The sequence below is a fragment of the Achromobacter animicus genome (genome assembly GCF_902859585.1).
Lineage (GTDB): Bacteria > Pseudomonadota > Gammaproteobacteria > Burkholderiales > Burkholderiaceae_B > Achromobacter > Achromobacter animicus.
In genome coordinates, this window is record NZ_CADIJM010000013.1 from 25,925 (window position 1) to 50,399 (window position 24,475).

Consider the following 24,475-nt stretch of genomic DNA (forward strand, 5'->3'; position numbering starts at 1 on the left):
AAAGGAATTCAGGCGACCTGCTGGCCGGCCAGGCGGGCGAGCTCGGCATCGTCGGGCATCTTGCCATCGAACCACAGGCTCGCGCACACGGCAGACATCGCGCGGCCGTCGTGGCCGATGCCCGGCACCACCTGCAGCTTCCAGCCAAACGGCACGCCACGGCGCTCGGCCTCTTTGCGGCCGAATTCGAAGTAGTTTTGCGCACGGGCAAAGCGGTGCGGGCCCTGGCGCATTGCCGCGGGCTCGGACGGCAGGTTGGGATCGTTGGTCTCGATGTCCTTGTCGCCCGCCAGGATCGTCATCGGGTAGGCCAGCAGCTTCACCAGATGGTCCTCGGTCAGCCCCACGCCGTCCATGCCCTCGGGATAGGGATGATCGAACGTCGGCAGCGTGTACCAGCCCGGATTGCCCGCCGTCACCGCCTTGAACGGCGCGTGCGGTTGGCTGCTCATCAGGCGGTGGACAAACTGGCCGCCCGCGCTGTGGCCGAACAGGTAAACGTTCTGCCCGTCGGTGATCTCGCCGGCGATCATGTCCTTGATGACGTTGCCCACCAGCGCATACGTCCAGCCATCGATGTGGCGCGGATTGCCGCCGGCCGAAAACACGCGGCCGTTGTTGTAGCTTTCAACGCCCGGCCAGATTTCGTTCGAGAACGTCAGCGCCACGATCAGCAGCTTGTGCTTGTCGGCGGCTTCGACCCAGAAATCGCGGTATTCGTCGCCGTTGCGCAGCACGCCGTGCTGCACGATCACCACCGGGCGGTCCGGCGTGTAGCCGTAGGGGCGATAGGTCTGCAGCTTGAACGGACGGTCGTAGTTGCGGTCCTCGTCCACGTACAGGATCGCGTTGCGGCCCGCATGGCCCATTTCGATGGCGATGCGGTCCACGTTGGACATATCGGAAGGTTTCATCAGGCGCTCGCTTCGTTCAGGTGGCAGGCCGACCAGTGGCCCGCCGAGATTTCTTTCAGGGCCGGCGCCACTTCACGGCAGCGCGGCATCGCGTGGGGACAGCGGGGGTTGAACGTGCAGCCGGACGGCGGATTCAGCGGCGACGGAATCTCGCCCTTGATCGGCGTGAATTTGCGGCCGCGGCGCGCCACGTCCGGCACTTCGGCCATCAGCGCCTGCGTGTACGGATGATTGGCGCGGGCAAAGATTTCGGCCGACGTCGAGATCTCCACGATCTTACCCAGATACATGATCGCGACGCGGTCCGAGATGTGCTTGACCACGCCCAGGTCATGGCTGATGAACAGGTACGTGAAACCGTGCTGTTCGCGCAGGTCCATGAACAGGTTGATCACCTGCGCCTGGATCGACACGTCCAGCGCCGCCACCGGTTCATCACAGACCAGGAACTTGGGCGCCACCATCAGCGCGCGGGCGATGCCGATGCGCTGGCGTTGACCGCCCGAGATCTGATGCGGGAAGCGGTCGCGGTATTCGGTGGCCAGACCCACTTCCGTGAGCGCCTGGTCGACGCGGGCGGGGATCTCCGCCGGGGGCGCCAGCTTGTGCACCTTCAGCGATTCGCCCAGGATCTGCCGCAGCCGCTGGCGCGGGTTCAGCGAGGCCTGCGGATCCTGGAAGATCATCTGCACGCCCAGCGTGTACGCCAGCTTGTCGGCGCCGCGCAGGCGGTTGGCGTCCAGGCCCTGGTACAGCAGCTCGCCTTCGGTCTGGCGATGCAGGCCGGCCACGACGCGTCCCAGCGTGGACTTGCCGCAACCGGACTCGCCCACCAGGCCCACGACTTCGCCGCGCTTGATGGACAGGTCCACGCCGTTCACCGCGTACACGGTGCGGCGGTCGATGGGGCGGCCGGTCAGGGCGAGAATGCGTTGGGCCAGGTCAGGCCGCTGCTCGAAGCGCTTGTGGACGTTCTTGAGCTCGATGACGGGGGTATCGGCTTGGCTCATTGCTTACTGTGCCTCGCGGGCAATCGGCACGTAACAGCGATAGCTGCGCGAACCTTCGGTGGTGACGGAGGGGGCCTGCTCGGTGCAGCGCGTGACCGCGTTGACGCAGCGCGGCCGGAACGCACAGCCCGACGGACGGCCCGCCAGGCTGGGCGCCATGCCGTTGATCTGGTGCAGGCGCGCGCCCGGCTGCGTGGCGCCGGGCATCGAGTCCAGAAGGCCCTTGGTATAGGGGTGGCGCGGCGCATCCAGCACCTGTTCGACCGGACCGCTTTCCACGATACGGCCGGCATACATCACGGCCACGCGGTCCGCCAGCTCGGCCACCACGCCCAGGTCGTGGGTAATCCAGATCAGCGCGGTGTTGTGCTCGCGGCAGATCTGCTGCATGCGGTACAGGATCTGGCCCTGGATGGTGACGTCCAGCGCGGTCGTGGGCTCGTCGCAGATGATCAGGTCGGGTTTGTTCAGCATCGCAATCGCGATTGCCACGCGCTGACGCATGCCGCCCGAGAATTCGTGCGGATAGCTCTTCAGCCGCTTTTCCGGCGACGGGATGCCGACCATGGCCAGCGCCTCGCGGCAGCGTTCCTCGGCCTGGGCGCGCGGCACGTCCTCGTGCGTCAGGATGGCTTCCATCATCTGCTCGCCGATGCGCAGCACCGGGTTCAGCGTCATCAGCGGGTCCTGGAAGATCATGGCGATGCGGTTGCCGCGCAACTGGCGCATCTGCTCTTCAGACAGCTTGCGCAGGTCCGTGCCCTTGAACTTCACTTCGCCGTCGACGACTTCGCCCGGCGGGTCGATGAGGCCCAGCAGCGAAAAGCCCGTGACCGACTTGCCCGAACCGGACTCGCCCACCAGGCCTACGATTTCGCCACGGCGCACGGTCAGGTCGACACCGTCGACCGCCAGCCACGCGCCGGCCTCGGTATGGAATGCAGTGCGCAGGCCGCGCACATCAAGAAGAATGTCGCTCATGCTCGACGAGGATCCAGGCTTTCGCGCAGGCGGTCACCCACGATGTTGATGGAGAGGATGAGAACCAGCAGCGCAATGCCCGGGAACAGGCTGATCCAGTAGTCGCCCGACAGCAGGTATTGGAAGCCGTTGGAGATCAAGAGGCCCAGCGACGGTTCGGTGATCGGCACGCCCACGCCCAGGAACGACAGCGTCGCTTCCAGCGCGATCGCGGTCGCGATCTGGATGGTGGCGAACACCATCACCGGACCCAGGCAGTTGGGCAACAGGTGAAAGAGCATGATGCGCCACGCCGGAAAGCCCAGGTTGGCCGCGGCCTCGACGTATTCCTTGCGGCGTTCCTGCAGGGCGCGGCTGCGCATGATCCGAGCGTAGTGGCCCCATTGCACCAGGACAAGCGCCAGGATCACCTTGTCGACCCCCCGGCCCAGCACCACCAGCAGCACCAGCGCCACCAGAATGGTCGGAAAGCCCAGGATGAAGTCGACGATGCGCATCAGCACGGTGTCGACCCAGCCGCCGATGTAGGCGGCCACCAGGCCGATCGCGCCGCCGATGGCGGTTGCCAGCACGACGGCGGACAGGCCCACCATCAGGCTGATGCGCAGGCCATACAGGATGGCGCTGAGCATGTCGCGGCCCTGGTCGTCGGTGCCCAGCCAGGCGATGCTGCCGTCCATCAGCGCCTGGCGCGGGGCCAGGCGCCCGTCCATGAGCGACAGGTTGGCCAGGTCGTACGGATTCTGCGGCGCGAAGAATGGCGCGAAGACCACCAGGATGATCAGGACGGCCAGCGCGATGACCGAGCCGCGCACCGTGGGGCGCGCATGCAGTTTTTTCAGGATGGCGGCGCGCCGGGGCGTCTCGGCCAGAGGCTGGACGGTGCGGGTGCGGCCGGGATTGGGAGAGTTAGCCATGGCGGTTCAATGAGCGGGGGCCACGAGCTGCACGCGCGGGTCGAGCGCGGCGTACAGGATGTCCACAACCAGGTTGATGATGACGAAGATCAGCGTGACCAGCATCACGTAGGCGACGACGACGGGGCGGTCGAGCTGGTACACGCTGTCGATCAGCAGCTTGCCCATGCCGGGCCACGCGAACACGGTCTCGGTGATGGTCGAGTAGGCGATCAGCGTGCCGAACTCCATGCCGATCACCGTGACCACCGGGATCAGGATGTTGCGCAGGATGTGGCGGCGCACGATGCGGCCGGGTTTGACGCCCTTGGCGCGCGCGAACTTCACGTAGTCCTGGCTGCGGGCTTCCACCACGCCGGAGGCCGTCAGGCGCAGCACCAGGGCGATGTTGGCCAGCGCCAGGTTGATGGCGGGCATGATCAGGTGCGACCAGCCGTCGGCGGTCAGGATGGACAGGCGCACGCCCAGCACGGTCACCGTGTCGCCGCGGCCGGTGGCGGGCAGCCAGCCCAGCCAGACGGCGAACAGCAGGATCAGCATCATGCCCTGCCAGAAGTTCGGCAGCGAAAAGCCCAGCACGGACGAGGCCATGATGCCGCGGCCCACGTACTCATCGCGGTACAGGCCCGCGATCAGGCCCAGCGGAATGCCGATCACACAGGTCAGCATGATCGCGACGATCACGAGCTCGAACGTGGCCGGAATGCGCTGCACGATCAGTTCGATCGCCGGGATGCCGTGCACGAAGGACGTGCCCAGGTCGCCGTGCACCGCGCGCCACAGGAAGCCTGTGTACTGCTGCCACACGGGCAGGTCCAGGCCCAGGCGGGCGATCATCGCCTCGCGCGCGGCCTGGCTGGCTTCGGGGCTGACCAGCAGCTCGATCGGGTCGCCCACGGCATACACCGCGAAGAAGACCACGACCGAAACGGCCAGCAGCACGAACAGACTCTGTATCAGTCTGCGTAGGATGAACAAGGCCACGAGATGATTTCCTTGGTGGGCTCAGGGGTTGGGGAAAAGCCGGGGGGGTTGGCAGGCCGTACGCTACGCAATCGGCTGCGCCAGGCGCACGACGGTGACGCCGGGCCGCAGGTTGGCGGTGGAGGGCATGATGAGCACGCAGTTGTCGTACGGGGTGGTGACGGGCTCGCCTTCCGACCAGCCGATGACGGTGCCCGCCTTGGGCAGCATCTCCAGGCCCTTCCAGGCCTCGGCGAAACGGAAGTCGGCGCTCTTGGCGGCGACAGCGTGCGTGACGCGCAGCGCGCGCTGCAGCGGCGCGCCGGGCGCGAACCAGGCGGCGGGGATGTCGCTGCGGTCCACCGTGCCGGCCTGCACCAGAAAGCGCGCCATCTGGTCGGCGGCCACGCCGCGCGCCTCGGGGGCGCCATGGAAACCGCATTCAATCAGCAGGGACCGCGTGCCGTTGTCGCCGGCTTCGCCGAAACGGCCGAAATCGCGCATGCGCACACCGGCGGCGTGGCCCGCGTCGGCAATGATTGTGGCGGGATTGCCCAATGCCAGCGCCAGATCGATGTTGCGCTGTTCCAGGCCGGTCAGCTGCAGCGGCACGTCGGAATTGCTCATCGAATGGAAGTCGAGCAGCCAGTCCGCCTGCTCCACCCACGGACGGAGCTCGGCGGCGCGGCGGCGCTCTTGGGAGATCGGCGCGGACAGCTTGTCCTCGCTCCAGACGCGGTTCATGTCTTCGTCCACGAAGCGCGCGGGGGCGTAATTGCGGGCGTCGAAGCGGTCGAACGCCGCCAGGTTACAGAACGCCAGCGTCAGCGTGCCGCGGCGCGGGCGCAGGCCGGCGGCAAGCAGGTCCTTCAGCGCCCAGGCGCCGCACAGTTCGTTGCCGTGGATCAGCGCGCTCAGCATCACCCGCTTGCCGGGCGCGCCGGAATCGAAATGCCAGACGCCGGGCGTATCGGTGTTGCCCACGCGCTCGGCCGACAGGTCCGGACAGGCCAACAGGAAAGGACGGGGGGCAGGGGCGGACGAAGACGGGGGCAAAGACGTGGGCATGGCGGTTCCGATGAAGCGAGACGATTGTAGGGGATGGGGCGGGGAACTCGGGCAAAGCGGGGCGCATTTGCGCCGCCACAAGGCAAAACGGCTGCACGAGGCAGCCGTTTCTTCTTTACTCAGCCCTGCCGGCTCACTTGGCGTCGGGCTTGACCGAGGTGGCCAGGGTGTACTGGTCGCGGCGGCCTTCGTACGAGATGCCCTTGCGGTATGCCCAGATGCTGCTTTCGAAGTGCAGCGGGATCAGCGGCACGTTGTCCAGGGCGATCTGGGTGGATTCCTGCAGCAGCTTTTCGCGCTTGGCGGGGTCGACCGTCACGATGGCCTGCTTGTAGACCTTGTCGAAGTCGGCGTTCGAGAAGCCGCCGTAGTTGCTGGTGCCCAGGCTGACGGGCGAATCCAGCGTGGCGACCCACAACTGGAACAGCGCCGAGGCTTCACCGGTTTCCGCCGGCCAGCCGCCCATCGAGAAGCTGAACTCGCGCTTGGCGCGCTTGGGGAAGTAGATGGAGGCGGTCATCGCGTCCACGTTGGTCTTGATGCCGACGCGCGACAGGTACTGGGCGACTGCCTGGGCGACCTGGCCGTCGTTGACGTAACGGTCGTTGGTGGACGACAGCGTCAGTTCAAAGCCGTTCGGGTAGCCGGCTTCGGCCAGCAGCTTCTTGGCGCCTTCCGGGTCGTACTTGATTTCCGGGGCCTTGGGCAGGGCGCCGAACATGCCGTCGGGCATGAACTGGAAGGCCGGGGTGGCCATGCCGTCCATGATGCGGGCGGTGATCGTCTTGCGGTCGATGGCCATGTTGATGGCTTTCCGGACGCGCAGGTCCTGCAGCGGGTTCTTGCCGTCGGCGCTCTTGACGAACGGGCTGGGGTTGCGGCCCACGTCCGGCTGGAAGAACACCAGTCGGGTGGACGGCGTGGCCACAAAGGCGAACTTCGGGTTGTCCTTCAGGCGCGGCAGGTCACGCGCGGCGGGGTTTTCGATCATGTCGAAGTCGCCGGAGAGCAGGCCGGTCAGGCGCGGGCCGGCGGACGGCACCGGCACGAACTTCACTTCCTTCCAGTGCGGCTTCTCGCCCCAGTAGTTCTCGTTGCGGACCAGCTCGATGCCGGTGCCCTTGACGTAGGACTTCAGCATGTAGGGGCCGGTGCCGATGGCGTCCTTGCCGTTGTTGAAGTCGACCACCGTGGGCCAGGCGCCCGTCACGCCGCAACCCTTCTTGGGGTCGTACGTGAGCTTGCCGTGTTCGACGATGCCGTTCCAGATGATCGGCAGCGAGCGGGCCAGTTCGGCCGGCATCAGGGGGAAGGGTTCGCCCGTCTTGATGATGACGGTGTGCGCGTCCGGCGTCTGGACGTCGGTGATGCGCTTGGTCATGTCCATGTAGGACTGCGACACGTTGGTTTCGTTGTTCAGCGTCCGGCAGATCGTGAACAGCACGTCTTCGGACGTGAACGGCTTGCCGTTCGAGAACTTGACGTCGTCGCGCAGCTTGAATTCCCAGGTCAGGTCGTCCAGGTTCTTCCAGGAAGTCGCAAGCTGGGGAACCAGCTTCATGTCGGCGCTGCGGCCCACCAGCGAGTTGTAGACGTGCGCGGAGAACGCGTCGTTCTGCGTCATCTTGTGATAGTGGGGGTCCGCCGAGGTCGGTTCGGCCGACAGGCCGATCTTCAGCGTCTGGGCTTGGGCGGCTGCCAGGGGAATGGCGGCGGCCACAAGGGCCAGGGTGGTGCGCAACTTCATGGTGACAACTCCGGATGGGGAACGAACCGGATCGTGCAGGCGGCCACGCGCGCCAGGGGACGACTGCGTCGGCCAGGGGGCTTGCGGGGAAATGTCGCCAGGGCACGACGGCAAGGGGCCGATTATCGGTAGGGGGTTCGCGCGCTGTCAATGCGCAGCGGCAATCGGGGCGCTAGGGAAAACGCCGAGAAGAGAAGGGAGAGAGGGCGTCGCGCGGTCCCTCTTGGGACCTCTCGCGACGCGATGGCGCCGGTGAGGGGACGGGCGCCGAAACGTTGCGGCGGGAGCCTGGGGAGGGCCAGGCGGGCGCGGCAACGGCAGCGCGCCAGGCTGAGTCGCGGGAGATTGGTCGCGATTCAGCCTGGCGCGGCTGTTATTACCACTGCGATCCGGAGAAGCGCGAGCTGGCGGCGCGAGCCTTGTTCATCGATTCGTTCACTTCGTCGATGAAGGCAAAGACGGCGGCAACAGCGGCTGCTACGGATTGGCCAGCCTTCTTCAGGCTGGTCAGCGGGTGAGAATTCGGTTGGTTTTCGAGAGCGCCGCGGAGCAGGTCACGCTCCAGCGCGTCGGTCAGGCGGGCAGTGTGGTTCAGGGTCAGTTCGCTCATGGTTGGGCTCCAGTCCGTTTCGTCATGGGGTAAACCATTATAGGGATAACCCTAGGCCAATAGCAATCTCATTTTAGGGGAAAACCCTAGTATGTTGTAAAAATGTTTTGTCGGGCTTGGACTTAGCGTGCGTTGCGCAGGGCGCGGGCGGCGTCGGCAAGCTCGCCGGCCGTCAGGCCGATGGGGCCGACACCCTGGGCGACGAGTGCATCAGCGGCGGCGCCATGCAGCCAGACGGCGCCGAGCACGGCCTGGTCCAGGGGCAGCTTCTGGGCGATCACCGCGCCCAGCATGCCGGCCAATACGTCCCCGGTTCCGGCGGTGGCGAGGCCCGGGTTGCCAGTGGTGTTGACGTGCAGGCCGCCGTCCGGGGCGCACACCACGGTCCCGGCGCCCTTGAGCACCACCCACGCCTGAAAGCGCTGCGCCAGTTGCCGGGCGGCGGCGGGGCGGTCGCGCTGGATGGTGTCGGTGCCGACGCCCAGCAAACGGGCGGCTTCCGCCGGGTGCGGGGTCAGCACGACGGGCCCCGCGCCCCAGGTCGGCCGGATTTCGCCGCGGGCGAGCAGATTCAGGCCGTCGGCGTCCAGGACCAGCGGCGCGTGCCGCCGCAGGACGAACAGTTCGGACAGGGCGTTGGCGGCCAGCGCGCCCGTGCCGATCCCGCAGCCGGCGACCCAGGCGGTCACGCCCCAGTCTTCTTCCAGCAGCGAACGGAAGTCGCGCAGCATCAGTTCGGGTTGCAGCGGATCGCAGGGCAGCGGCAGCGTTTCCTGCACGAAACCCACCAGCACCTTGCCGGCGCCGGTCTTCAGGGCAGCGCGGGCGGCGAGCAGGGCTGCGCCGGTCATGCCGGGACCGCCGCCCACCACGCCCACGGTGCCGAAGCTGCCTTTGTGCGAGTCGTCCGCGCGGGGAGCGAACAGGGCGGGCAGCGCGGCGCGGTCAATGGGGACGGCGGGGGTGTTCATGGGGTGAGGCTCCGGAGGGAAATCGTCTTGGCGGGTCGGCCGTATCCACTATAGTGCGCAAAAACGCGGCCGCCTTGGGGCGGGGTGCGAACATCCAAAGACCAGACCCGGAGCAGACAATGACCGACATCACGCTGGAACACTATTCGGCCTACGAATCCCTGAAGCTGCGCCGCCATCCTGGCGGCGTGCTGGAACTGATCATGGGCGCCAAGGGCGGCGTGCCGGGCAAGCTGTCCACGGCCGACGACCGGATGCACCGGGAACTGGCCGATATCTGGCGCGACATCGACACCGATCCGGACACGCGGGTCGTGGTGATCCGCGGCGAGGGCAAGGGCTTCTCGGGGGGCGGCGACCTGGATCTGGTGCAGCAGATGGCGGACGACTTCGACGTGCGCACCCGCGTCTGGCGCGAGGCGCGCGACCTGGTCTACAACATCATCAATTGCAGCAAGCCCATCGTGTCGGCCATGCACGGCGCGGCGGTGGGGGCGGGGCTGGTGGCCGGCCTCCTGGCAGACATCTCGATCGCGGCGCGCGACGCCCGCATCATCGACGGCCACACCCGGCTCGGCGTCACGGCGGGCGACCACGCCGCCATCGTCTGGCCGCTGCTGTGCGGCATGGCCAAGGCCAAGTACTACCTCATGCTGTGCGAGACGGTGTCTGGCGAGGAAGCCGAACGCATCGGCCTCGTGTCGCTCTGCGTGGACGAGGCCGAACTGATCGGCAAGGCGTTCGAAGTGGCCAACAAGCTGGCGGCCGGGTCGCAGACGGCGATCCGCTGGACCAAATATTCGCTGAACAACTGGCTGCGCATGGCCGGACCGACCTTCGACACGTCGCTGGCGCTGGAATTCATGGGTTTTGGCGGCCCGGACGTGCGCGAGGGCATCAATTCCCTGCGTGAACGCCGGGCGCCGAACTTCCGGCCCGACTCGCCGTTCTGACGCGTTATTTCTTGAAGAACTTGGCGAATGCCGCCTGCGCCTCTTCGGTCTGCAGGCGGGCGCGGAACTGCTGGGCTTCGTAGTCCAGCGTCTCCTGGATGGCCTGGCGGTCCGCCCGCTTCATCATGGCCTTGGTCAGGCGCAGCGCGGCAGGCGGCTGGCGCGCCAGGTCCTCTGCGGTGGCTTGGGCCGCAGCCAGCGCCTCGCCCTTGGGCGTGACGGACGTGGCCAGACCGGCGTCCTCCGCCTCCTGCGCCGAAAAAGCTTTGCCCTGCATCAGCCACTGCGCTGCCCGGCGGCCCACCAGACGCGGCATCAGCAGGCTGGACGCGCCTTCGGGACACAGCCCCAGGGCGACAAACGGCATGCGCAGGGTCGCGCCTTCCCCGATGTGGACAAAATCGCAGTGCTGCAGCAGCGTCACGCCGATGCCGATGGCGTAACCCTCGACCGCGGCGATCACGGGCACGTCGGCCGTGGTCAGCGCGCGCAGGAACGTCAGCCCGGCACTGTCGCCCGCCCCGCGTTCGGCCTGGAAGTCGCGCAGGTCGTTGCCCGCCGTGAAGTGTTCGCCCGCGCCCGTCAGGATGACCGCTGAGACCGCCACGTCCGCGCTGGCGAGCGAAATCTGCTCGGTCAGGGCGGCATAGGTGGCGGTGTCCAGCGCGTTGCGGCGGTCCTTGCGGTCGATCGTCAGCGTGAGGATGGCGCCGTCGCGCGCCACCTTCAGGCCGGCGCTCATGCGTGCGGTCCCGTGGCCAGGCGGGCCTTTGCTTCGGCGTATTCATGCCGCAGCGTGTCGACGATCTTGCGGGCCGGCTCGACGCTGGCGATGCCGCCCACGCCCTGGCCGGCGCCCCAGATGTCCTTCCAGGGCTTGACGCGGGTCGTGCCGAAATTGGATGCGCCGCTGTCCGGGGCGGGCAGATTGGCCGGATCCAGGCCGGCGGCCGCGATGCTGGCCTTCAGGTAATTGCCCGGTATGCCGGTGAAGAACGGCGTGTACAGAATGTCCGAGGCGCTGGCCTCGACGATCGCGGCCTTGTAGCCGTCGCTGGCGTTCGCTTCCTCGCTGGCGATGAAGCGCGTGCCCATATAGGCGAAGTCCGCGCCCATGGCCTGCGCCGCCAGGACGTGCGCGCCCGAGGTGATGGCGCCCGACAGGATCAGGGGGCCGTCATAGAAGCGCCGCACTTCAGAGATCAGCGCGAAGGGGCTGAGCGTGCCGGCATGGCCGCCCGCGCCCGCGCACACCAGGATCAGCCCGTCCACGCCCGCTTCCAGCGCCTTTTCCGCGTGCCGGATCGTCGTCACGTCATGGAAGACCTTGCCGCCCCAGTCGTGCACGCCCTTCACCAGGTCGCCGGGGGCGCGCAGGCTGGTGATGATGAGCGGCACACGGTGGCTGGCGCATACCGCCAGGTCCTGTTCCAGCCGGTCGTTGGACTGGTGGATGATCTGGTTGACGGCAAACGGCGCGACGGGGGCGCCGGGATTGGCCTCGCGGTAGGACGCCAGGCCGGCCTGGACTTCGTCCAGCCAGTCGGTCAGAAGCGTCTGCGGGCGCGCATTCAGCGCGGGAAACGACAACACGATGCCGCTCGTGCACTGCGCGATGACCAGCTTGGGATTGGACACGATGAACATCGGGGCACTGATGACCGGCAAGGACATCTGGCCATACAAATCAGTCACGAGGGGATGGGGCATGGGGCGTCGTCTCGTTGTAGGTTTTGGAGTATATTAATTACCTACCGACCGTCCGGTAATTAATTAATCTTTATTTAACGGCATGCGCGGAATGGCTGTCAATTGCGGTTCGCCAGAACCCTCCGGCCTCGCGCGGCCCCTGCCAAAGGCGTCCATGGGCATCACCCCCCAACCCGTTCAGAAACGTGCCCGTGCGGGCCGGCCACCCACCCTGGCCGCCCCGCGCGAACGCATTCTGGAAGAAGCCGCCAAGCTGTTCGCGCGCAGCGGCTACGACGGCAGCTCCATTGCCGACCTGGCCGGCGCGATCGGCGTGTCCAAGGCGGCCATCTATCACTACTACCCCACCAAGCAGGACATCTACGACGCCATCATCCTCGAGGTGCTGGAGGGTCTGACGCACACCGTCGGCCGCGACGTGGCCGGCGCCGAGGGCGGCGTGGCCCGCCTGCGCGCTTTCATGGTGGGACATGCCCGGTACTTCGAGCAGCACCACGCCCAGTTCGTGACGATGCTGATCGGGTATTCCGGCATGGCGCTGTCCGAGCGCGAAGATGCCGCCCGCCTGCGCGACAACTACGAGAAACAGCTGCGCGACGTGATCGCGCAGGGCGTGGCCGAAGGCGCATTCCGCGCGCTGGACGTGGCCGCCACCGGGCGCGCGGTGCTGTCGATGCTGAACTGGATGGTGCGCTGGTACAAGCCCGGCCAGGGCGACAGCGCCGAATCCATCGCCGACGGCTATTTCGATCTGCTGGTGGGCGGCATGCGCGCCTGAACCGGCCGCCACCCCCATTCCTGACCCATATCCGCTTATAGAGACCTCCATCATGGCCCTCGACACCGAAACCCTGAATCTCCTGATCGACGCCGTCCGCCGCTTCGTCCACGAACGCCTGATCCCCGCCGAGGACGAACTGGCCGCCAGCGGCGAAGTGCCGCCGGACATCGTCAAAGAAATGCGCGACCTGGGCCTGTTCGGTCTGTCGATCTCGCCGGATTACGGCGGCCTGGGCCTGACGATGGAAGAAGAGGTCCGCGTTGTGTTCGAACTGGGCCAGACCTCGCCCGCCTTCCGCTCGCTGGCAGGCACCAACATTGGCATCGGCTCGCAGGCCATCGTCCTGGCCGGCACCGACGAGCAGCGCGCCAATTACCTGCCCAAGCTGGCCAGCGGCGAGCTCATCGGCTCCTTTGCGCTGACCGAGCCCGATGCCGGTTCCGACGCCATGTCGCTGCGCGTGTCCGCCGAGCGCGACGGCGACTGCTACGTGCTGAACGGCACCAAGCGCTACATCACCAACGCGCCCATCGCCGGCCTGTTCTCGGTCATGGCGCGTACCGCGCCCGAGCGCCGCGCCAATTCGATCTCGTGCTTTCTGGTCGAAGCGGGCGCGCCGGGCCTCATCATCGGCAAGCCGGACAAGAAGATGGGCCAGGCCGGCGCGCTGACCAGCGACGTCGTGTTCGACAACTGCCGCGTGCCGGCCAGCGCGCTGCTGGGCGGCGAAGAAGGCAACGGTTTCCGGACCTCCATGCGCGTGCTGGACAAGGGACGCCTGCACATTTCCGCGCTGTGCGTGGGCATTGCCGACCGCCTGTTGCGCGACGCCGTGCAGTACGCCAACGAGCGCAAGCAGTTCGGCCAGCCCATCGCCGAGTTCCAGCTCATCCAGGCGATGATCGCCGACAGCCAGGCCGAGTTGTATGCGGCCCGCTGCATGGTGCTGGACGCCGCCCGCATGCGCGACCGTGGCGAGAACACCACCATGCAGGCCGCCTGCTGCAAGCTCTTCTCCACCGAAATGGTGGGCCGCGTCGCCGACCGCGCGGTGCAGATCCACGGCGGTGCGGGCTACATGTCCGAATACGCGGTGGAACGCTTCTACCGCGACGTGCGCCTGTTCCGCATCTTCGAAGGCACCTCGCAGATCCAGCAGCTGGTCATCGCGCGCGAGACCATCAAGGCGCATTCCTGATCTTTCCGTCGCCAGACGTCCGGCCAACGCGTTCCAGAGGCTAATATCCAGTCTGACGAATGTTGATCGGAAGGCGGCCCCCGCGGGCCGCCTTCTGGCATGACGGAATCCCAGTCCGCCCGGCGCTTCTCCGCGGGGCCGGAAGTTCTCATTTCCCTTCTAGCGAAAAGATTACCGATGTCGCAACGTCCCGCTCCCCTCACCGGCATACGCGTGCTGGATCTGACCCGCGTGCTGGCGGGTCCCTGGTGCACCCAGAACCTGGCCGACCTTGGCGCCGAGGTGATCAAGATCGAACGGCCCGGCTCGGGCGACGATACGCGCGCCTGGGGCCCCCCGTACCTGAAGGACGAAGCGGGCCACGACACCACCGAGGCCGCCTACTACCTGTCGGCCAACCGCAACAAGATGTCGGTGGCGCTGGACATCGCGTCGCCGCGCGGCGCGGAGCTGGTGCGCGAGCTGGCGCTGCAAAGCGACATCCTGGTTGAAAATTTCAAGGTCGGCGGGCTTTCCAAGTACGGCCTGGACTACGAGAGCCTGAAGGAACTGAACCCGCGCCTGATCTATTGCTCGATCACGGGCTTCGGCCAGACCGGCCCGTACGCCAGCCGTCCCGGCTATGACTTCATGATCCAGGGCATGGGCGGCCTGATGAGCATCACGGGCGAGCGCGACGACCTGCCCGGCGGCGGTCCGCAGAAGGCCGGCGTGGCCGTGGCCGACCTGATGACGGGCATGTATTCCACCGTGGGCATCCTGGCCGCGCTGCACGAGCGCGCCCGCAGCGGCCTGGGCCAGCACATCGACATGGCCCTGCTGGACTGCCAGGTCGCCATGATGGCCAATCAGAACCTGAACTTCATGACCTCCGGCGTGGCCCCGCGCCGCGCGGGCAACGCGCACCAGAACCTGGTTCCCTACCAGGTGTTCGCGGCCAGCGATGGTCACCTCATCGTGGCCGTGGGCAACGACAGCCAGTTCCGCAACTACTGCGGCGCGATCGGCCTGCCCGAGCTGTCGGCCGACCCGCGTTTCGCCACCAACCCGCAACGCGTGAAGAACCGCGAGGAACTCGTGCCCCTCTTGGCCGAGCGCATGGCCACCGGCGAGCGCGACCACTGGCTCGCGGCGCTGGAAGGCGTGGGCGTGCCGGCCGGGCCCATCAACACGCTGGACCAGGTCTACGAAGACCCGCACGTCCTGGCCCGCAACATGAAGCGCGAGCTGCCGCATCCGGCCGCCGGCACCGTGCCCGTGGCCGCCAGCCCGCTGAAGTTTTCCGGCAGCCCGGTCGAGTACCGCCGCGCGCCGCCCATGCTGGGCGAGCACACCGAGCAGGTCCTGTCCGAGAAGCTGGGACTGTCGGCCGAAGAAATCCAGGCGCTGGCGCAGAGCCGGGCCTGATGCGCGCGCGAAGGCGGCCAGTCCGCCTGTCGCGCACGCCGCGCCGCGCCGGGCGCACGATCCATTCCAATACAGGCAGGAGAGAGTTGATGACGGAGATTCAAACCATCGGCGTCGTGGGCGCCGGGGCCATGGGGCGCGGCATCGCGCAGATCGCGGCGCAGGCCGGCCTGCGCGTGCGTCTGTACGACACCAGTTTGGAGGCCATTGCGGCCGCGCGCGAATCCTTGCGCCAGACCTGGGAGAAGCTGGCCCAGAAGGGCAAGCTGACCGCCGCCGACGCACAAGCCGCGCTCGAGCGCGTCGAATCGGCCACCGCGCTGACCGACATGTCGAACTGCCAGCTCGTGGTCGAGGCCATCGTCGAGCGGCTGGACGTCAAGCGTGATCTTTTCGCCGCGCTGGAAGGCGTGGTGTCCGACGACTGCATTCTGGCGTCCAACACCTCGTCGCTTTCCATCACCGCCATCGCGGCCGCCTGCAAGCGTCCGCAACGCGTGGTCGGCTATCACTTCTTCAATCCCGTTGCGCTGATGAAGGTGGTCGAGGTCATCGACGGCCTGCGCAGTGCGCCGGAGGTGGGCGACGCCCTGGCCGAGCTGGCCCGCCGCATGGGGCACACGCCCGTGCGCGCCAAGGACATGCCCGGTTTTATCGTCAACCACGCCGGCCGCGGCATGAACACCGAAGGCCTGCGCGTCGCGCAGGAGGCTGTGGCCACCTTCGCCCAGGTCGACGCCGTGATGCGCGAGCAGGCGGGCTTTCGCATGGGACCGTTCGAACTGCTGGACCTGACCGCGCTCGACGTCTCGCATCCGGTGATGGAATCCATCTACCGCCAGTTCTTCGACGAGCCGCGCTTTCGCCCGTCGCCGATCACGACCGTGCGTCTGGCGGGCGGGCTGATCGGCCGCAAGGCGGGGGAGGGCTTCTACGTCTACGCCGACGGCCAGAAGCAGGTGCCGGCCGAAGCGGCGGCGCCCGCGCTGCCCGAGGGCCTGAAGGTCTGGGTCAGCCCCAAGCACGGCGAAGGCTACGCCCGCGCTTCCGCGCTGGTTGAAAAGCTGGGCGGCACGCTGGTCACGGGATCGACGCCGGATGCCGATGCGCTGATTATCGTCACGCCGTTCGGTGAAGACGTGTCCACCAGCGTCTCCGCGCAAGGCCTGAACGCGGGCCGCACGGTTGGCCTGGACACGCTGTATGCGTTCGATAACGCGAAGCGCCGCACGATCATGGTCTCGCCCGCGACCGAGGACAAGTGGCGCGACGCGGCCCATGCACTGCTGGCCGCCGACGGCGTGCCCGTTACGGTGATCGAGGATTCGCCCGGCTTCATCGCGCAACGTATCGTGGCGCACATCGTGAACATCGCCTGCGATATCGCGCAGCAGAAGATCGCCACGCCCGAGGACATCGATCTGGCCGTGACGCTGGGGCTGGGTTACCCGGTAGGCCCGCTGGCTTTGGGCGACAAGCTGGGCGCCGATCGCATTCTGGAAATCCTGAAGAGCATGCAGCGTGTGACGGGCGACACCCGTTACCGTCCCAGCCTGTGGCTGCAGCGCCGCGTGCAGTTGGGCATGTCGCTGGTGAAGACGTCGGCGGCGGACTGATCGCTGGGTGGCGAGGTGTCTGACACCTTTGCCACGCGAAGCCGGGTCACCGGATAAAAAAAGCCCCTTGAAGATTCAAGGGGCTTTTTATCGCCTGCGATGCGGGCGGGTATTACTTGGCGGCGTTCACCATGAACTCCACGGCGGCGCGGATGTCGTCTTCCGAGGCGTTGGCTGCGCCGCCCTTGGGAGGCATTGCACCCTTGCCCGTCATGGCGACCTTGACCATCGCGTCCATGCCGGTCTTGATGTAGGGCTCCCAGGCGGCCTTGTCGCCGAACTTGGGCGCGTTGGCCACGCCCGTGGCGTGGCACGCGAAACAGGCCGTCTTGTAGAGCTGTTCGCCCGCCGGGTTGACGGCGGCGGCCTTTTGTTCGGGGGCGGGAGCGGCGGCAGCAGGAGCGGCGGCAGCCGGTGCGGCGGCGGCAGGAGCAGCGGCGGCGGGCGCGGCAGCAGCGGGAGCCGCCGGCGCCGGTGCAGCGGCTTGCGCGGCCGGTGCGGCTTCGCCTTCCTTCTTGGCGCCGTCTTCAGCGGGGGCTGCCGGTTCCGGCAGCGAGGCGCCGGACTTATTGGCCATGTAGACCACGGCGCGCGCGACTTCGTAGTCGGACAGGGCCGGGTTGCCGCCCTTGGCGGGCATGCCGCCCTTGCCGTGCAGCGCGACCTTCATCATCTCGTCGTAGCCAGCCTTGATGAAAGGCGCCCACGCGGCGTTGTCGCCCAGCTTGGGTGCGCCAGCCACGCCAGCGGTGTGACAGGCCGTACAGACGGTGGCGAAGACCTGTTCGCCGGTCTTGAAGACCTTGGGCGCGTTGGCGTCAACGAGTTCGAATCCCGCAACGGGCGCGATCCGCCGTGCGACGGCCTCGCCGGACAAAGCGTCCGAGCCGGCGCCGGTCTTGGTGCCGGTGACCACCATGTTCACCAGAAGGATGATGATGGCGATGGGAACCACGAAAGCCAGGACGATCGTGACGATCAGTTGCTTCGGGGTCTTGATGGGGGAGGAGTGCTCTTCTATGTGTTCCTGCTCGTTGCTCATGACCTAATCCTGCTAACGGGTACCGGGGGCGCCTGGCGGCGGCAACAGAAAATCAGAACTGCACAAGTCGGCGGCAACTCATGCCCGCCTGCAAGCAAACGCTGGATTATATAACGGTGTCATGGACGATCGTCCAATGAGAAAGGACGGGTTTTCGATGAGTTTGCCGGAGGATTTGATCCAGTTCATGCAGAACGCGTAAAACTGGGTACAATACCGCCTCCTTGCGCTGCGCCCGTAGTTCAATGGATAGAATGAGAGTTTCCGAAGCTCTTGATACAGGTTCGATTCCTGTCGGGCGCGCCAACTGATTAAAGCAGTGCGTTGTTCCGGGCCCTTCATGGGCCCTTTTTTGTTTTCGCCGATACTGCGGGCGAAAGCCCGTGGACAAAATCGCGCGGGCACAATCGCGAGGGCAAATCGCGAGGGCAGGATCACCGACGATTCCTAATAATCCGCCGCGAAAGAGCATCCGCCAATCATCGTGCCGTCCAAACCCGCAAAAACTCAGACGCACTCCGATCGCCCTTCCATGGGACAGCGCGACGCGGCGCAACAGTTGTCATGGGATGACCTGCGCATCATCAAGACACTGAGCGACTGCGGCAATCGGTCGATCGCTGCCGAAAAGCTCGGCATCAATGCCTCCACCGTCTCGCGCCGCGTGGCGCACGCCGAAGCCGCGTTGGGCGTCGCGTTGTTCGACCGGCGGCACGCGGGCTACAAGCTGACGTCTGAGGGCACGGAGCTGCGCGCACTGAGCGAGCGCGTCGAACTCGATGTCGTCAGCGTGGCCCGACGCATTTCCGGTGCCGCGCACGATCCGCAGGGCACGCTGCGCGTCGCCACCAGCGATTCGCTCCTGCTGTATTTCCTGACGCCCATCATTGCTGAATTCAGAGCCGCGCATCCCTCATTGACCGTCGAGGTGCTGGTCGGCAACGGCACACTGGATCTGGCGCGGGACGAATCCGACGTCGCGCTCAGGGCGACGCGGCGCCCGCCCGAGAGCTGGGTGGGACGCAGACTGGCAGGCATCGCGTGGGCGCCTTACGGGGCTGCGCAGCAATTTGGCCGCAAGACACCCGCCGCCGAACGCCTTTACGAGCTGGATTGGGTGTCGTACGCGGGCGGGCTGTCCGGGCTCAAGGCCGCGCACTACCTTGAAAGCCGTGTCGCGCCATCCCGCATTGCCTACCGGTCGGACTCGGTTGCCGCGGTAAGCGCGGGTATCTCGGCCGGCCTGGGCATGGGCTACCTGCCTTGCATGCTGGGCGACGCGATGGCCGATGTGGTGCGCGTCGGTCCCGTCGTGCCGGAGCTTCAGGATGAGCTTTGGCTGCTCACCCATCCTGACATCCGCGGATCCCGGCGCGTCCAGGCTTTCATGCGCTTTTGCGCCGCGGCCGTGGCCAAGCAGAAGGCATTGATCGAGGGCCGCTAGGCCCTTTTCCCGCCAATCAGCAGTGCCCGGTCAGCCGGCATCCTTGGGACGCAGGATGGCCTTGCAAGCGATCTCGATCAACTGCGCAGGCATCGCCAGACGCGACACGCCGATCAGGTTGCTGGCCACTTGCGGACGGTCGGTGCCGTACGCGGCCTTGCGCACCTTGCCCGCCGCTGCAAAGGCGGCATCCACATCCAGCACATACAGCGTTTCTTCGACGACGTTATCCAGCGTGGCGCCGAATTTGCCCAGCAACACCGCCAGGTTCTCGTAGGTGGCGCGCATCTGCGCTTCCATCGTGGAGAAGTCGCGCGGCTTGCCTTGGTCGTCCAGCTCGGCCGGCGCGATCAGGTTGCCGTCCTGGTCGTGGTTGAGCTGGCCCGACACATAGATTTCGTTGCCCACCTGCACCGCCTGCGCATAACCATAGGCGTCTTCCCACGGCACGCCCCAGTAGGCGGTTTTCTTGTCGAGCGGGTTCGCTTGCGTCGTCATGGTTTTCTCCTTGGGGATATGGGAAAGAAGGTGGGTGATCAGAAGGCTCCAGCGTAACCGTGGCACGAAGTTCCCGGAGCGCATTACTGCGCTTTCAAGATGCAAATTTGCACTTTGAATGCCGCCGGCATGAATACACCTTTGCCGCCGCAAACGTTCCGGTGGGCTGGCACGTTATCGAATTCAGAGCAACCGAGACTCGTCGGATTCCCAAGCGGACGTTGATCCTGATAAGCGGGTCGCGCCATCGGAGTAAACGTACTCTGGGTGTGGCCGGGGAGCTTGAACACAATCGATCACACCGACGCGATGCGCTTTGACGAACAGCCGAGCTGAACGAACAGAAGCCGCGCGTCAATCCAACACCCAGGATGATCGATTGATGCTCGTGGATTCCCGCGCGGCGCTGCGCCGCGCAGATTCAATGCTGTTTCCCAATGCCAGAACAACCGCGATCAAGCTCTGCCTTGGTCTGTTGCTGCTGTCCGTGAACATGTCACACCAACCCGATGCCTGGGGCGCGATCGTGGGTGTTTCGGGGGCCGGCGGCCTCGGCGGCGCACCCAATGGAGGCCGCGGCGGCGATGGTGGCAACGGAGATGCCGCCCTGGACCTGACGACGTCATACACCATGGTCGGCGACGTCGAGGGCGGGGCCGGCGGCGGCGGCGGGGGAGGCGGTGGCGGCGGGCATGGTCACTCCATGGGGGGAGCGGGTGGCGACGGCGGCAACGGCGGAGTCGGCGTCGTCATCTCAGGCGACGCGGTGGTATTGCACAACGATGGCTGGTCGATCCGCGGCGGCAAGGGCGGCGGTGGCGGAGGGGGAGGCGGCTCCACTTTCCACCCCTCCGTAGAGCCGGACGGCGGTCGCGGTGGTGACGGCTCGATGGGCGTTGACGGCGCCGCCGGCGGGGGCGGCGGAGGCGGCGCACACGTCCGGGCGGCCTTCGGCGGAGACGGCGGCAACGGGGGAGAAAATGGCCTGACTGCCGGCGGGGGCCCTCCAGGCGTCTCCTGGGCTGGCGGCGGGGGCGGGGGCGGAGGTGCTTCCGTCAACGGGGGGGCGCCGGGCGCAGACGTGTGGCCGATCCTGATCGAGGGCATTGGGGGGGCGGGCGGCATTGCCGGCGGGGCATCCGGCGTCAACGGAGGCGATGCCAAACCGTATGAAGGATTCGCCGCAGGGGGTGGGGGCGGCGGAGCGCCAGGCGGCGATGGCGGTGGCGGCGGGCAGTACTCGCGTTTCGATACGAATGGGGGTGGCGCAGCCGGCAGCAGCAATCACGGCGTCTATGTCACGGGGGCCGGCTCCATCATCATCAACGCGGGCTCCATTGTGGCGGGGCCGGTCAACCAGGACACCGCGATCCAGTACGCGGCGACCGCCAGCAATTCGACCTTGATGCTCCGCGAAGGCAGCCTGATTCAGGGGCTCGTCGATGCCACCGAATCGAGCGGCACAAACACGCTGGTCCTGGATGGCGGCGCTGCGCAGGCGTTTGACGTGGGCAAGATCGGCGCCGGCGCGCAGGGTCAGTATCTAGGCTTCAACGCATTCGAGAAAGCGTCTCACGGCACGTGGGCGCTCACGGGTTCGCCCGCGCTGGCGCTTACGCCTTGGACGCTTTCCGGGGGATGGCTCGCGATCACGGACGACGCGGCGCTGGGAGACACGGCGGGCGGCCTCATCTTCGAGGGCGGCGGATTGCAGTTGAACGCCAGCATCACATCGCAGCGCGATTTTCAGCTGCGCGGTGATGGCGCGGTCCACACTGCCGACGGCACCGTGTCCGTGATGCACGGAACGATCAGCGGCGCCGGCAACCTCACCAAGACCGGGGCCGGAACATGGATCATCGAACGCAACGACACCGGATCGGGCATTACCCCGCCGGCGGCACAGCTCACGCATACAGGCGCTACGCGAGTTGATGAGGGCATGCTGGTCATTAAAGGCACGAGCCTGGGGCGGGCCGATCATGCGGCCAGTGTTGCTGGCGCCAGCAATGCGGCCTTGTACCTTGCCAACGGTGCCGTGCTCGACGGCCAGATGAACGGACCGAATCTCGTCATCGATGCGACGAGCCGATGGAACGTCCTGGCCGATACCCCTCATGCCTCGGCGGGAAACAATCTCAGCACCGTCAACGCGCTTCAGCTTGCCGGCAGCATTGCCTTCGCACCGCCCGACGGGTCCAACAACGAGGTCGGCCGGACACTCACCGCCAACAACCTGGCGGGCGCGGGCGGGCAAGTCCAGTTGCACGTCAGTCCGACCGGCGCTGCGGATCATCTGACGCTGACCCAGGGCGCCACGGGGTTGACCTACCTGAAGATCATCACGCCCGGCGGCTTCGGAGATCCCATGGCCGGCGACGGGCTGTTGGTGGTCAAGGCCGGCGCCAGCACCGACCATGCGTTTCGCCAATCCCCAGGACAACCCACGCTGGCCGGCGCGTTCAACTACGGGCTGGTGCACGGCGCGCGAAACGGCGCAGCCGATCTGGCCAACAACTGGTATCTGTTCAGCGATGTCCGCCCCGAGGTGTCCATCTACTCGCAGTTGGGCAATCAGGCCTTGCGGCAGTCCGAGGTGGCGGTGGGTTCGTTCAACGAACGGATGGGTGCGACCGAAACACTGGCGCGAACGGTCTATCCGTATGTCTGGGCGCGATCGTTCGGGGTCCTCGAACGCCGGGATGGCGCACCCATGGGGATCCGGCAAGCGAACGTCGCCGTGGATTCGCGGCTGGGCGGGCTACAGGTGGGAACCGACCTGTTCGTGGCCAGCAGAGGCGCCGGCCGCCGGAGCGCGGGCGTGTTCGCTACGGCAATGGCTTCCCGCAACGACGTGGCGCACTATCAGGCGTTCACGCGTTCGACCGTGGCTGCCGGCCGCAGCGATCAGACCATGTACGGCCTGGGCGCCTACTACACGTTGATCGACGGCAAGGGCGGATACGCCGATTTCGTCGCGCAGGTCAGCCGCTACGGTGTGAAGGCCCATTCGCGCGGCGCGCAAGGTTTGTCTTTGCAGACGTCCGGATGGGGCGCCGCGTTGTCCGCCGAAGCCGGCAAAGCCTTCGACATCGACGACGCCAGCGGACTGCGCATCGAGCCGCAAGCCCAGGTGATGGTCCAGCACGTCAGACTGCGCGACAGCGAAGACCGCGTCGGGCCGGTGGCGCTGCCGGGAATGCGCGCGCTGCACTCGCGTGTGAGCCTGAAGGTTTCCAAAGTCTGGGACGCGCAACCCGAGACGCGGCACCACGGCTGGCTGATGCTGAGCTATCGGCACACGCTTGGAAAATCCTCCAGTACGTACCCCACCGCCACGCAAGGCGACATCGCGTTCGACAACGATCTGGATGGGTCGCGCGTGGGCCTGACGGCGGGCTACGACCGGCGCGCGGGCAGGAACACTTTCGTCAACGTGCAGGTGCATGCCGAACAGGGCTTGGGCGGCGCGTCAGGGTTGCGGGCGGTGGGCGGCTCGGTGGGGGTGAAGTACCTGTTCTAGCAATCGCGCGAAGCATGGGCCCGCCGGATAACTGGCAGTTTCTTGAAATTTGCGCCATAGCGATCGTCTGATTTTGTCCGGCAACTGATTCTTATAAATGCTGGTGCGGCATCGGAGTAAACCTACTCTGGGTGAAGCCAGGGCGCATAAAGAGAATCTGAGACACCGACGACACAGGCTTGAACGCTTTACAGCGTGCATCCGTCGTTCGATGTGATTAACCGGATTATTCAAACGCGCAACCGGCCACTCCGGTGTTCCACGTTCTTACGAGACCCAAATAGCAGTTCTGCCTGGAGCGTCACTTGATCCTCCGGTGCTATTGAATTCGTGAAGCCGCGCGTGAATCCACCACCCAGGATGAACCATTGATGTATACGGATTCTTGCTTGGCGTCGCGACATGCGGATTCGATCTCGAATCGAACCAACAAGGCGCGCGGTATCGCGCTCAAGCTTTGTTTTGGCCTGTCTTTCATCTCTCTCGGCATGTCCCCGCATCCCGCGGCGCGCGCGTTGATCGTCGGCGAGGCGGGGGTGGGCGGCGCAGGCGGGGCTGCCAACGGGGGCAACGGGAGCGACGGCGGGGATGGTTTTGCGGCCCTGGATGTCACTACGTCCTATACGACCTATGACGACATTGAAGGCGCGCCCGGCGGCGGCGGTGGCGGTGGCGGTGGGGGCGGGCCGGGAAACTTTGCCGGCGGCGGGGGCGGGGCGGGCGGGAACGGTGGGCACGGCATCGTGATCTCTGGCGACGGCGTGGTCCTGCATAACGCCGGCTACTCGATCAGCGGCGGCAAAGGCGGTGGCGGCGGGGGCGGGGGTGGCGGTAGCTACAGTGAGCGTGCGGTCAGCGACGGCGGCCGGGGTGGTAATGGGTCCGGAGGAGAAGGCGGCGGCGCTGGCGGGGGCGGAGGAGGCGGCGCGGATATCAACCCCAACGGGATCGATGGAACGGGTTTCGGCGGAAATGGCGGCAATGGGGGTGAAAATGGCATGCCGGGTGGCGGCGACGTCCCGGGGACGTCCCCCTATGCGGGTGGCGGTGGCGGTGGCGGCGGTACCTACAACAACGGCGGGTCGGCGGGCCAAGGGTTATTCCATAGCCAAAGTCCGGGAG

The 24,475-nt window shown here is 66.6% G+C and carries 21 protein-coding genes and 1 tRNA gene; 8 read left to right on the forward strand and 14 right to left on the reverse strand.

The genetic code is table 11. The features are described 5' to 3' along the window. Positions 1 to 8: 8 nt before the first annotated feature. The 9 genes from HV681_RS22625 to HV681_RS22665 all read right to left on the reverse strand — a co-directional run bounded on the left by HV681_RS22625 (position 9) and on the right by HV681_RS22665 (position 9,181). Entirely contained in the window at positions 9 to 914 is a 906-nt protein-coding gene (locus tag HV681_RS22625) for an alpha/beta hydrolase family protein (protein ID WP_175125108.1), read from the reverse strand. Then, complete coding sequence (locus tag HV681_RS22630; protein ID WP_175125109.1) at positions 914 to 1,924, reverse strand: ABC transporter ATP-binding protein; 1,011 nt, start codon at positions 1,922 to 1,924, stop codon at positions 914 to 916. Before HV681_RS22630 ends, HV681_RS22625 begins: the two co-directional genes overlap by 1 nt. 3 nt (positions 1,925 to 1,927) lie before the next feature. Further along, positions 1,928 to 2,905 carry an ABC transporter ATP-binding protein gene (locus HV681_RS22635; protein WP_175125110.1) on the reverse strand — a complete coding sequence of 326 codons (978 nt, stop codon included), beginning with the start codon at positions 2,903 to 2,905 and terminating at the stop codon, positions 1,928 to 1,930. Further along, on the reverse strand, positions 2,902 to 3,822 hold the full coding sequence (locus tag HV681_RS22640) for an ABC transporter permease (RefSeq protein WP_105237134.1): 921 nt from the start codon (positions 3,820 to 3,822) through the stop codon (positions 2,902 to 2,904). Before HV681_RS22640 ends, HV681_RS22635 begins: the two co-directional genes overlap by 4 nt. A 6-nt stretch (positions 3,823 to 3,828) precedes the next feature. Then, entirely contained in the window at positions 3,829 to 4,806 is a 978-nt protein-coding gene (locus HV681_RS22645) for an ABC transporter permease (RefSeq protein WP_175125111.1), read from the reverse strand. 63 nt (positions 4,807 to 4,869) lie between these two features. Then, positions 4,870 to 5,853, reverse strand: coding sequence for a M14 family metallopeptidase (locus HV681_RS22650; RefSeq protein WP_175125112.1), 984 nt, complete (start codon positions 5,851 to 5,853; stop codon positions 4,870 to 4,872). A gap of 133 nt (positions 5,854 to 5,986) precedes the next feature. After that, the gene (locus HV681_RS22655) at positions 5,987 to 7,600 is read right to left on the reverse strand and encodes an ABC transporter substrate-binding protein (RefSeq protein ID WP_175125113.1); all 1,614 of its coding nucleotides are present in this window, start codon (positions 7,598 to 7,600) and stop codon (positions 5,987 to 5,989) included. 376 nt (positions 7,601 to 7,976) lie between these two features. Then, positions 7,977 to 8,210, reverse strand: a complete 234-nt coding sequence (locus HV681_RS22660; protein WP_175125114.1) for a hypothetical protein — start codon at positions 8,208 to 8,210, stop codon at positions 7,977 to 7,979. Positions 8,211 to 8,332: 122 nt separating this feature from the next. Next, complete coding sequence (locus tag HV681_RS22665; protein ID WP_175125115.1) at positions 8,333 to 9,181, reverse strand: NAD(P)H-hydrate dehydratase; 849 nt, start codon at positions 9,179 to 9,181, stop codon at positions 8,333 to 8,335. 119 nt (positions 9,182 to 9,300) lie between these two features. On the opposite strand from HV681_RS22665, the gene HV681_RS22670 reads away from it, so the two are divergent. Beyond that, entirely contained in the window at positions 9,301 to 10,134 is an 834-nt protein-coding gene (locus HV681_RS22670; RefSeq protein ID WP_175125116.1) for an enoyl-CoA hydratase/isomerase family protein, read from the forward strand. A gap of 4 nt (positions 10,135 to 10,138) precedes the next feature. Here HV681_RS22670 and HV681_RS22675 read toward each other — a convergent pair whose 3' ends face one another. Continuing rightward, positions 10,139 to 10,876: an enoyl-CoA hydratase-related protein gene (locus HV681_RS22675; RefSeq protein WP_175125117.1), complete on the reverse strand. Its 738-nt coding sequence runs from the start codon at positions 10,874 to 10,876 to the stop codon at positions 10,139 to 10,141. Then, positions 10,873 to 11,844 (reverse strand): NAD(P)H-dependent flavin oxidoreductase, encoded by a 972-nt coding sequence (locus HV681_RS22680; protein WP_175125118.1) that lies wholly within the window; start codon positions 11,842 to 11,844, stop codon positions 10,873 to 10,875. Before HV681_RS22680 ends, HV681_RS22675 begins: the two co-directional genes overlap by 4 nt. A gap of 154 nt (positions 11,845 to 11,998) precedes the next feature. Here HV681_RS22680 and HV681_RS22685 point away from each other — a divergent pair, with 154 nt between their 5' ends. The 4 genes from HV681_RS22685 (at position 11,999) to HV681_RS22700 (ending at position 16,846) form a co-directional block, all read left to right on the forward strand. Next, entirely contained in the window at positions 11,999 to 12,622 is a 624-nt protein-coding gene (locus HV681_RS22685) for a TetR/AcrR family transcriptional regulator (protein WP_175125119.1), read from the forward strand. Between the two features lie 52 nt (positions 12,623 to 12,674). Continuing rightward, entirely contained in the window at positions 12,675 to 13,823 is a 1,149-nt protein-coding gene (locus HV681_RS22690; RefSeq protein ID WP_175125120.1) for an acyl-CoA dehydrogenase family protein, read from the forward strand. A 177-nt stretch (positions 13,824 to 14,000) separates the two neighbouring features. Next, the gene (locus tag HV681_RS22695; protein WP_105237142.1) at positions 14,001 to 15,230 is read left to right on the forward strand and encodes a CaiB/BaiF CoA transferase family protein; all 1,230 of its coding nucleotides are present in this window, start codon (positions 14,001 to 14,003) and stop codon (positions 15,228 to 15,230) included. Between the two features lie 89 nt (positions 15,231 to 15,319). Next, positions 15,320 to 16,846: a 3-hydroxyacyl-CoA dehydrogenase gene (locus HV681_RS22700; RefSeq protein ID WP_175125121.1), complete on the forward strand. Its 1,527-nt coding sequence runs from the start codon at positions 15,320 to 15,322 to the stop codon at positions 16,844 to 16,846. Between the two features lie 112 nt (positions 16,847 to 16,958). Here the strand turns inward: HV681_RS22700 and HV681_RS22705 are convergent, their stop codons facing one another. Continuing rightward, positions 16,959 to 17,888: a c-type cytochrome gene (locus tag HV681_RS22705; RefSeq protein ID WP_175125122.1), complete on the reverse strand. Its 930-nt coding sequence runs from the start codon at positions 17,886 to 17,888 to the stop codon at positions 16,959 to 16,961. Positions 17,889 to 18,119: 231 nt separating this feature from the next. On the opposite strand from HV681_RS22705, the gene HV681_RS22710 reads away from it, so the two are divergent. Both HV681_RS22710 and HV681_RS22715 read left to right on the forward strand, forming a co-directional pair. Beyond that, positions 18,120 to 18,194: transfer RNA gene (locus HV681_RS22710), tRNA-Arg, on the forward strand. 226 nt (positions 18,195 to 18,420) lie between these two features. Beyond that, positions 18,421 to 19,332, forward strand: coding sequence for a LysR family transcriptional regulator (locus tag HV681_RS22715; protein WP_175125123.1), 912 nt, complete (start codon positions 18,421 to 18,423; stop codon positions 19,330 to 19,332). A gap of 30 nt (positions 19,333 to 19,362) precedes the next feature. Here the strand turns inward: HV681_RS22715 and HV681_RS22720 are convergent, their stop codons facing one another. Continuing rightward, a complete protein-coding gene (locus HV681_RS22720; RefSeq protein WP_175125124.1) occupies positions 19,363 to 19,830 on the reverse strand; it encodes a Rid family hydrolase in 468 nt (155 codons plus the stop codon). Between the two features lie 382 nt (positions 19,831 to 20,212). Here HV681_RS22720 and HV681_RS28045 point away from each other — a divergent pair, with 382 nt between their 5' ends. Beyond that, the gene (locus tag HV681_RS28045) at positions 20,213 to 23,353 is read left to right on the forward strand and encodes an autotransporter outer membrane beta-barrel domain-containing protein (protein ID WP_302478750.1); all 3,141 of its coding nucleotides are present in this window, start codon (positions 20,213 to 20,215) and stop codon (positions 23,351 to 23,353) included. Positions 23,354 to 23,583: 230 nt separating this feature from the next. On the opposite strand, the gene HV681_RS22730 is transcribed toward HV681_RS28045, so the two are convergent. Next, entirely contained in the window at positions 23,584 to 24,447 is an 864-nt protein-coding gene (locus tag HV681_RS22730; protein WP_175125126.1) for a hypothetical protein, read from the reverse strand. Positions 24,448 to 24,475 lie beyond the last annotated feature (28 nt).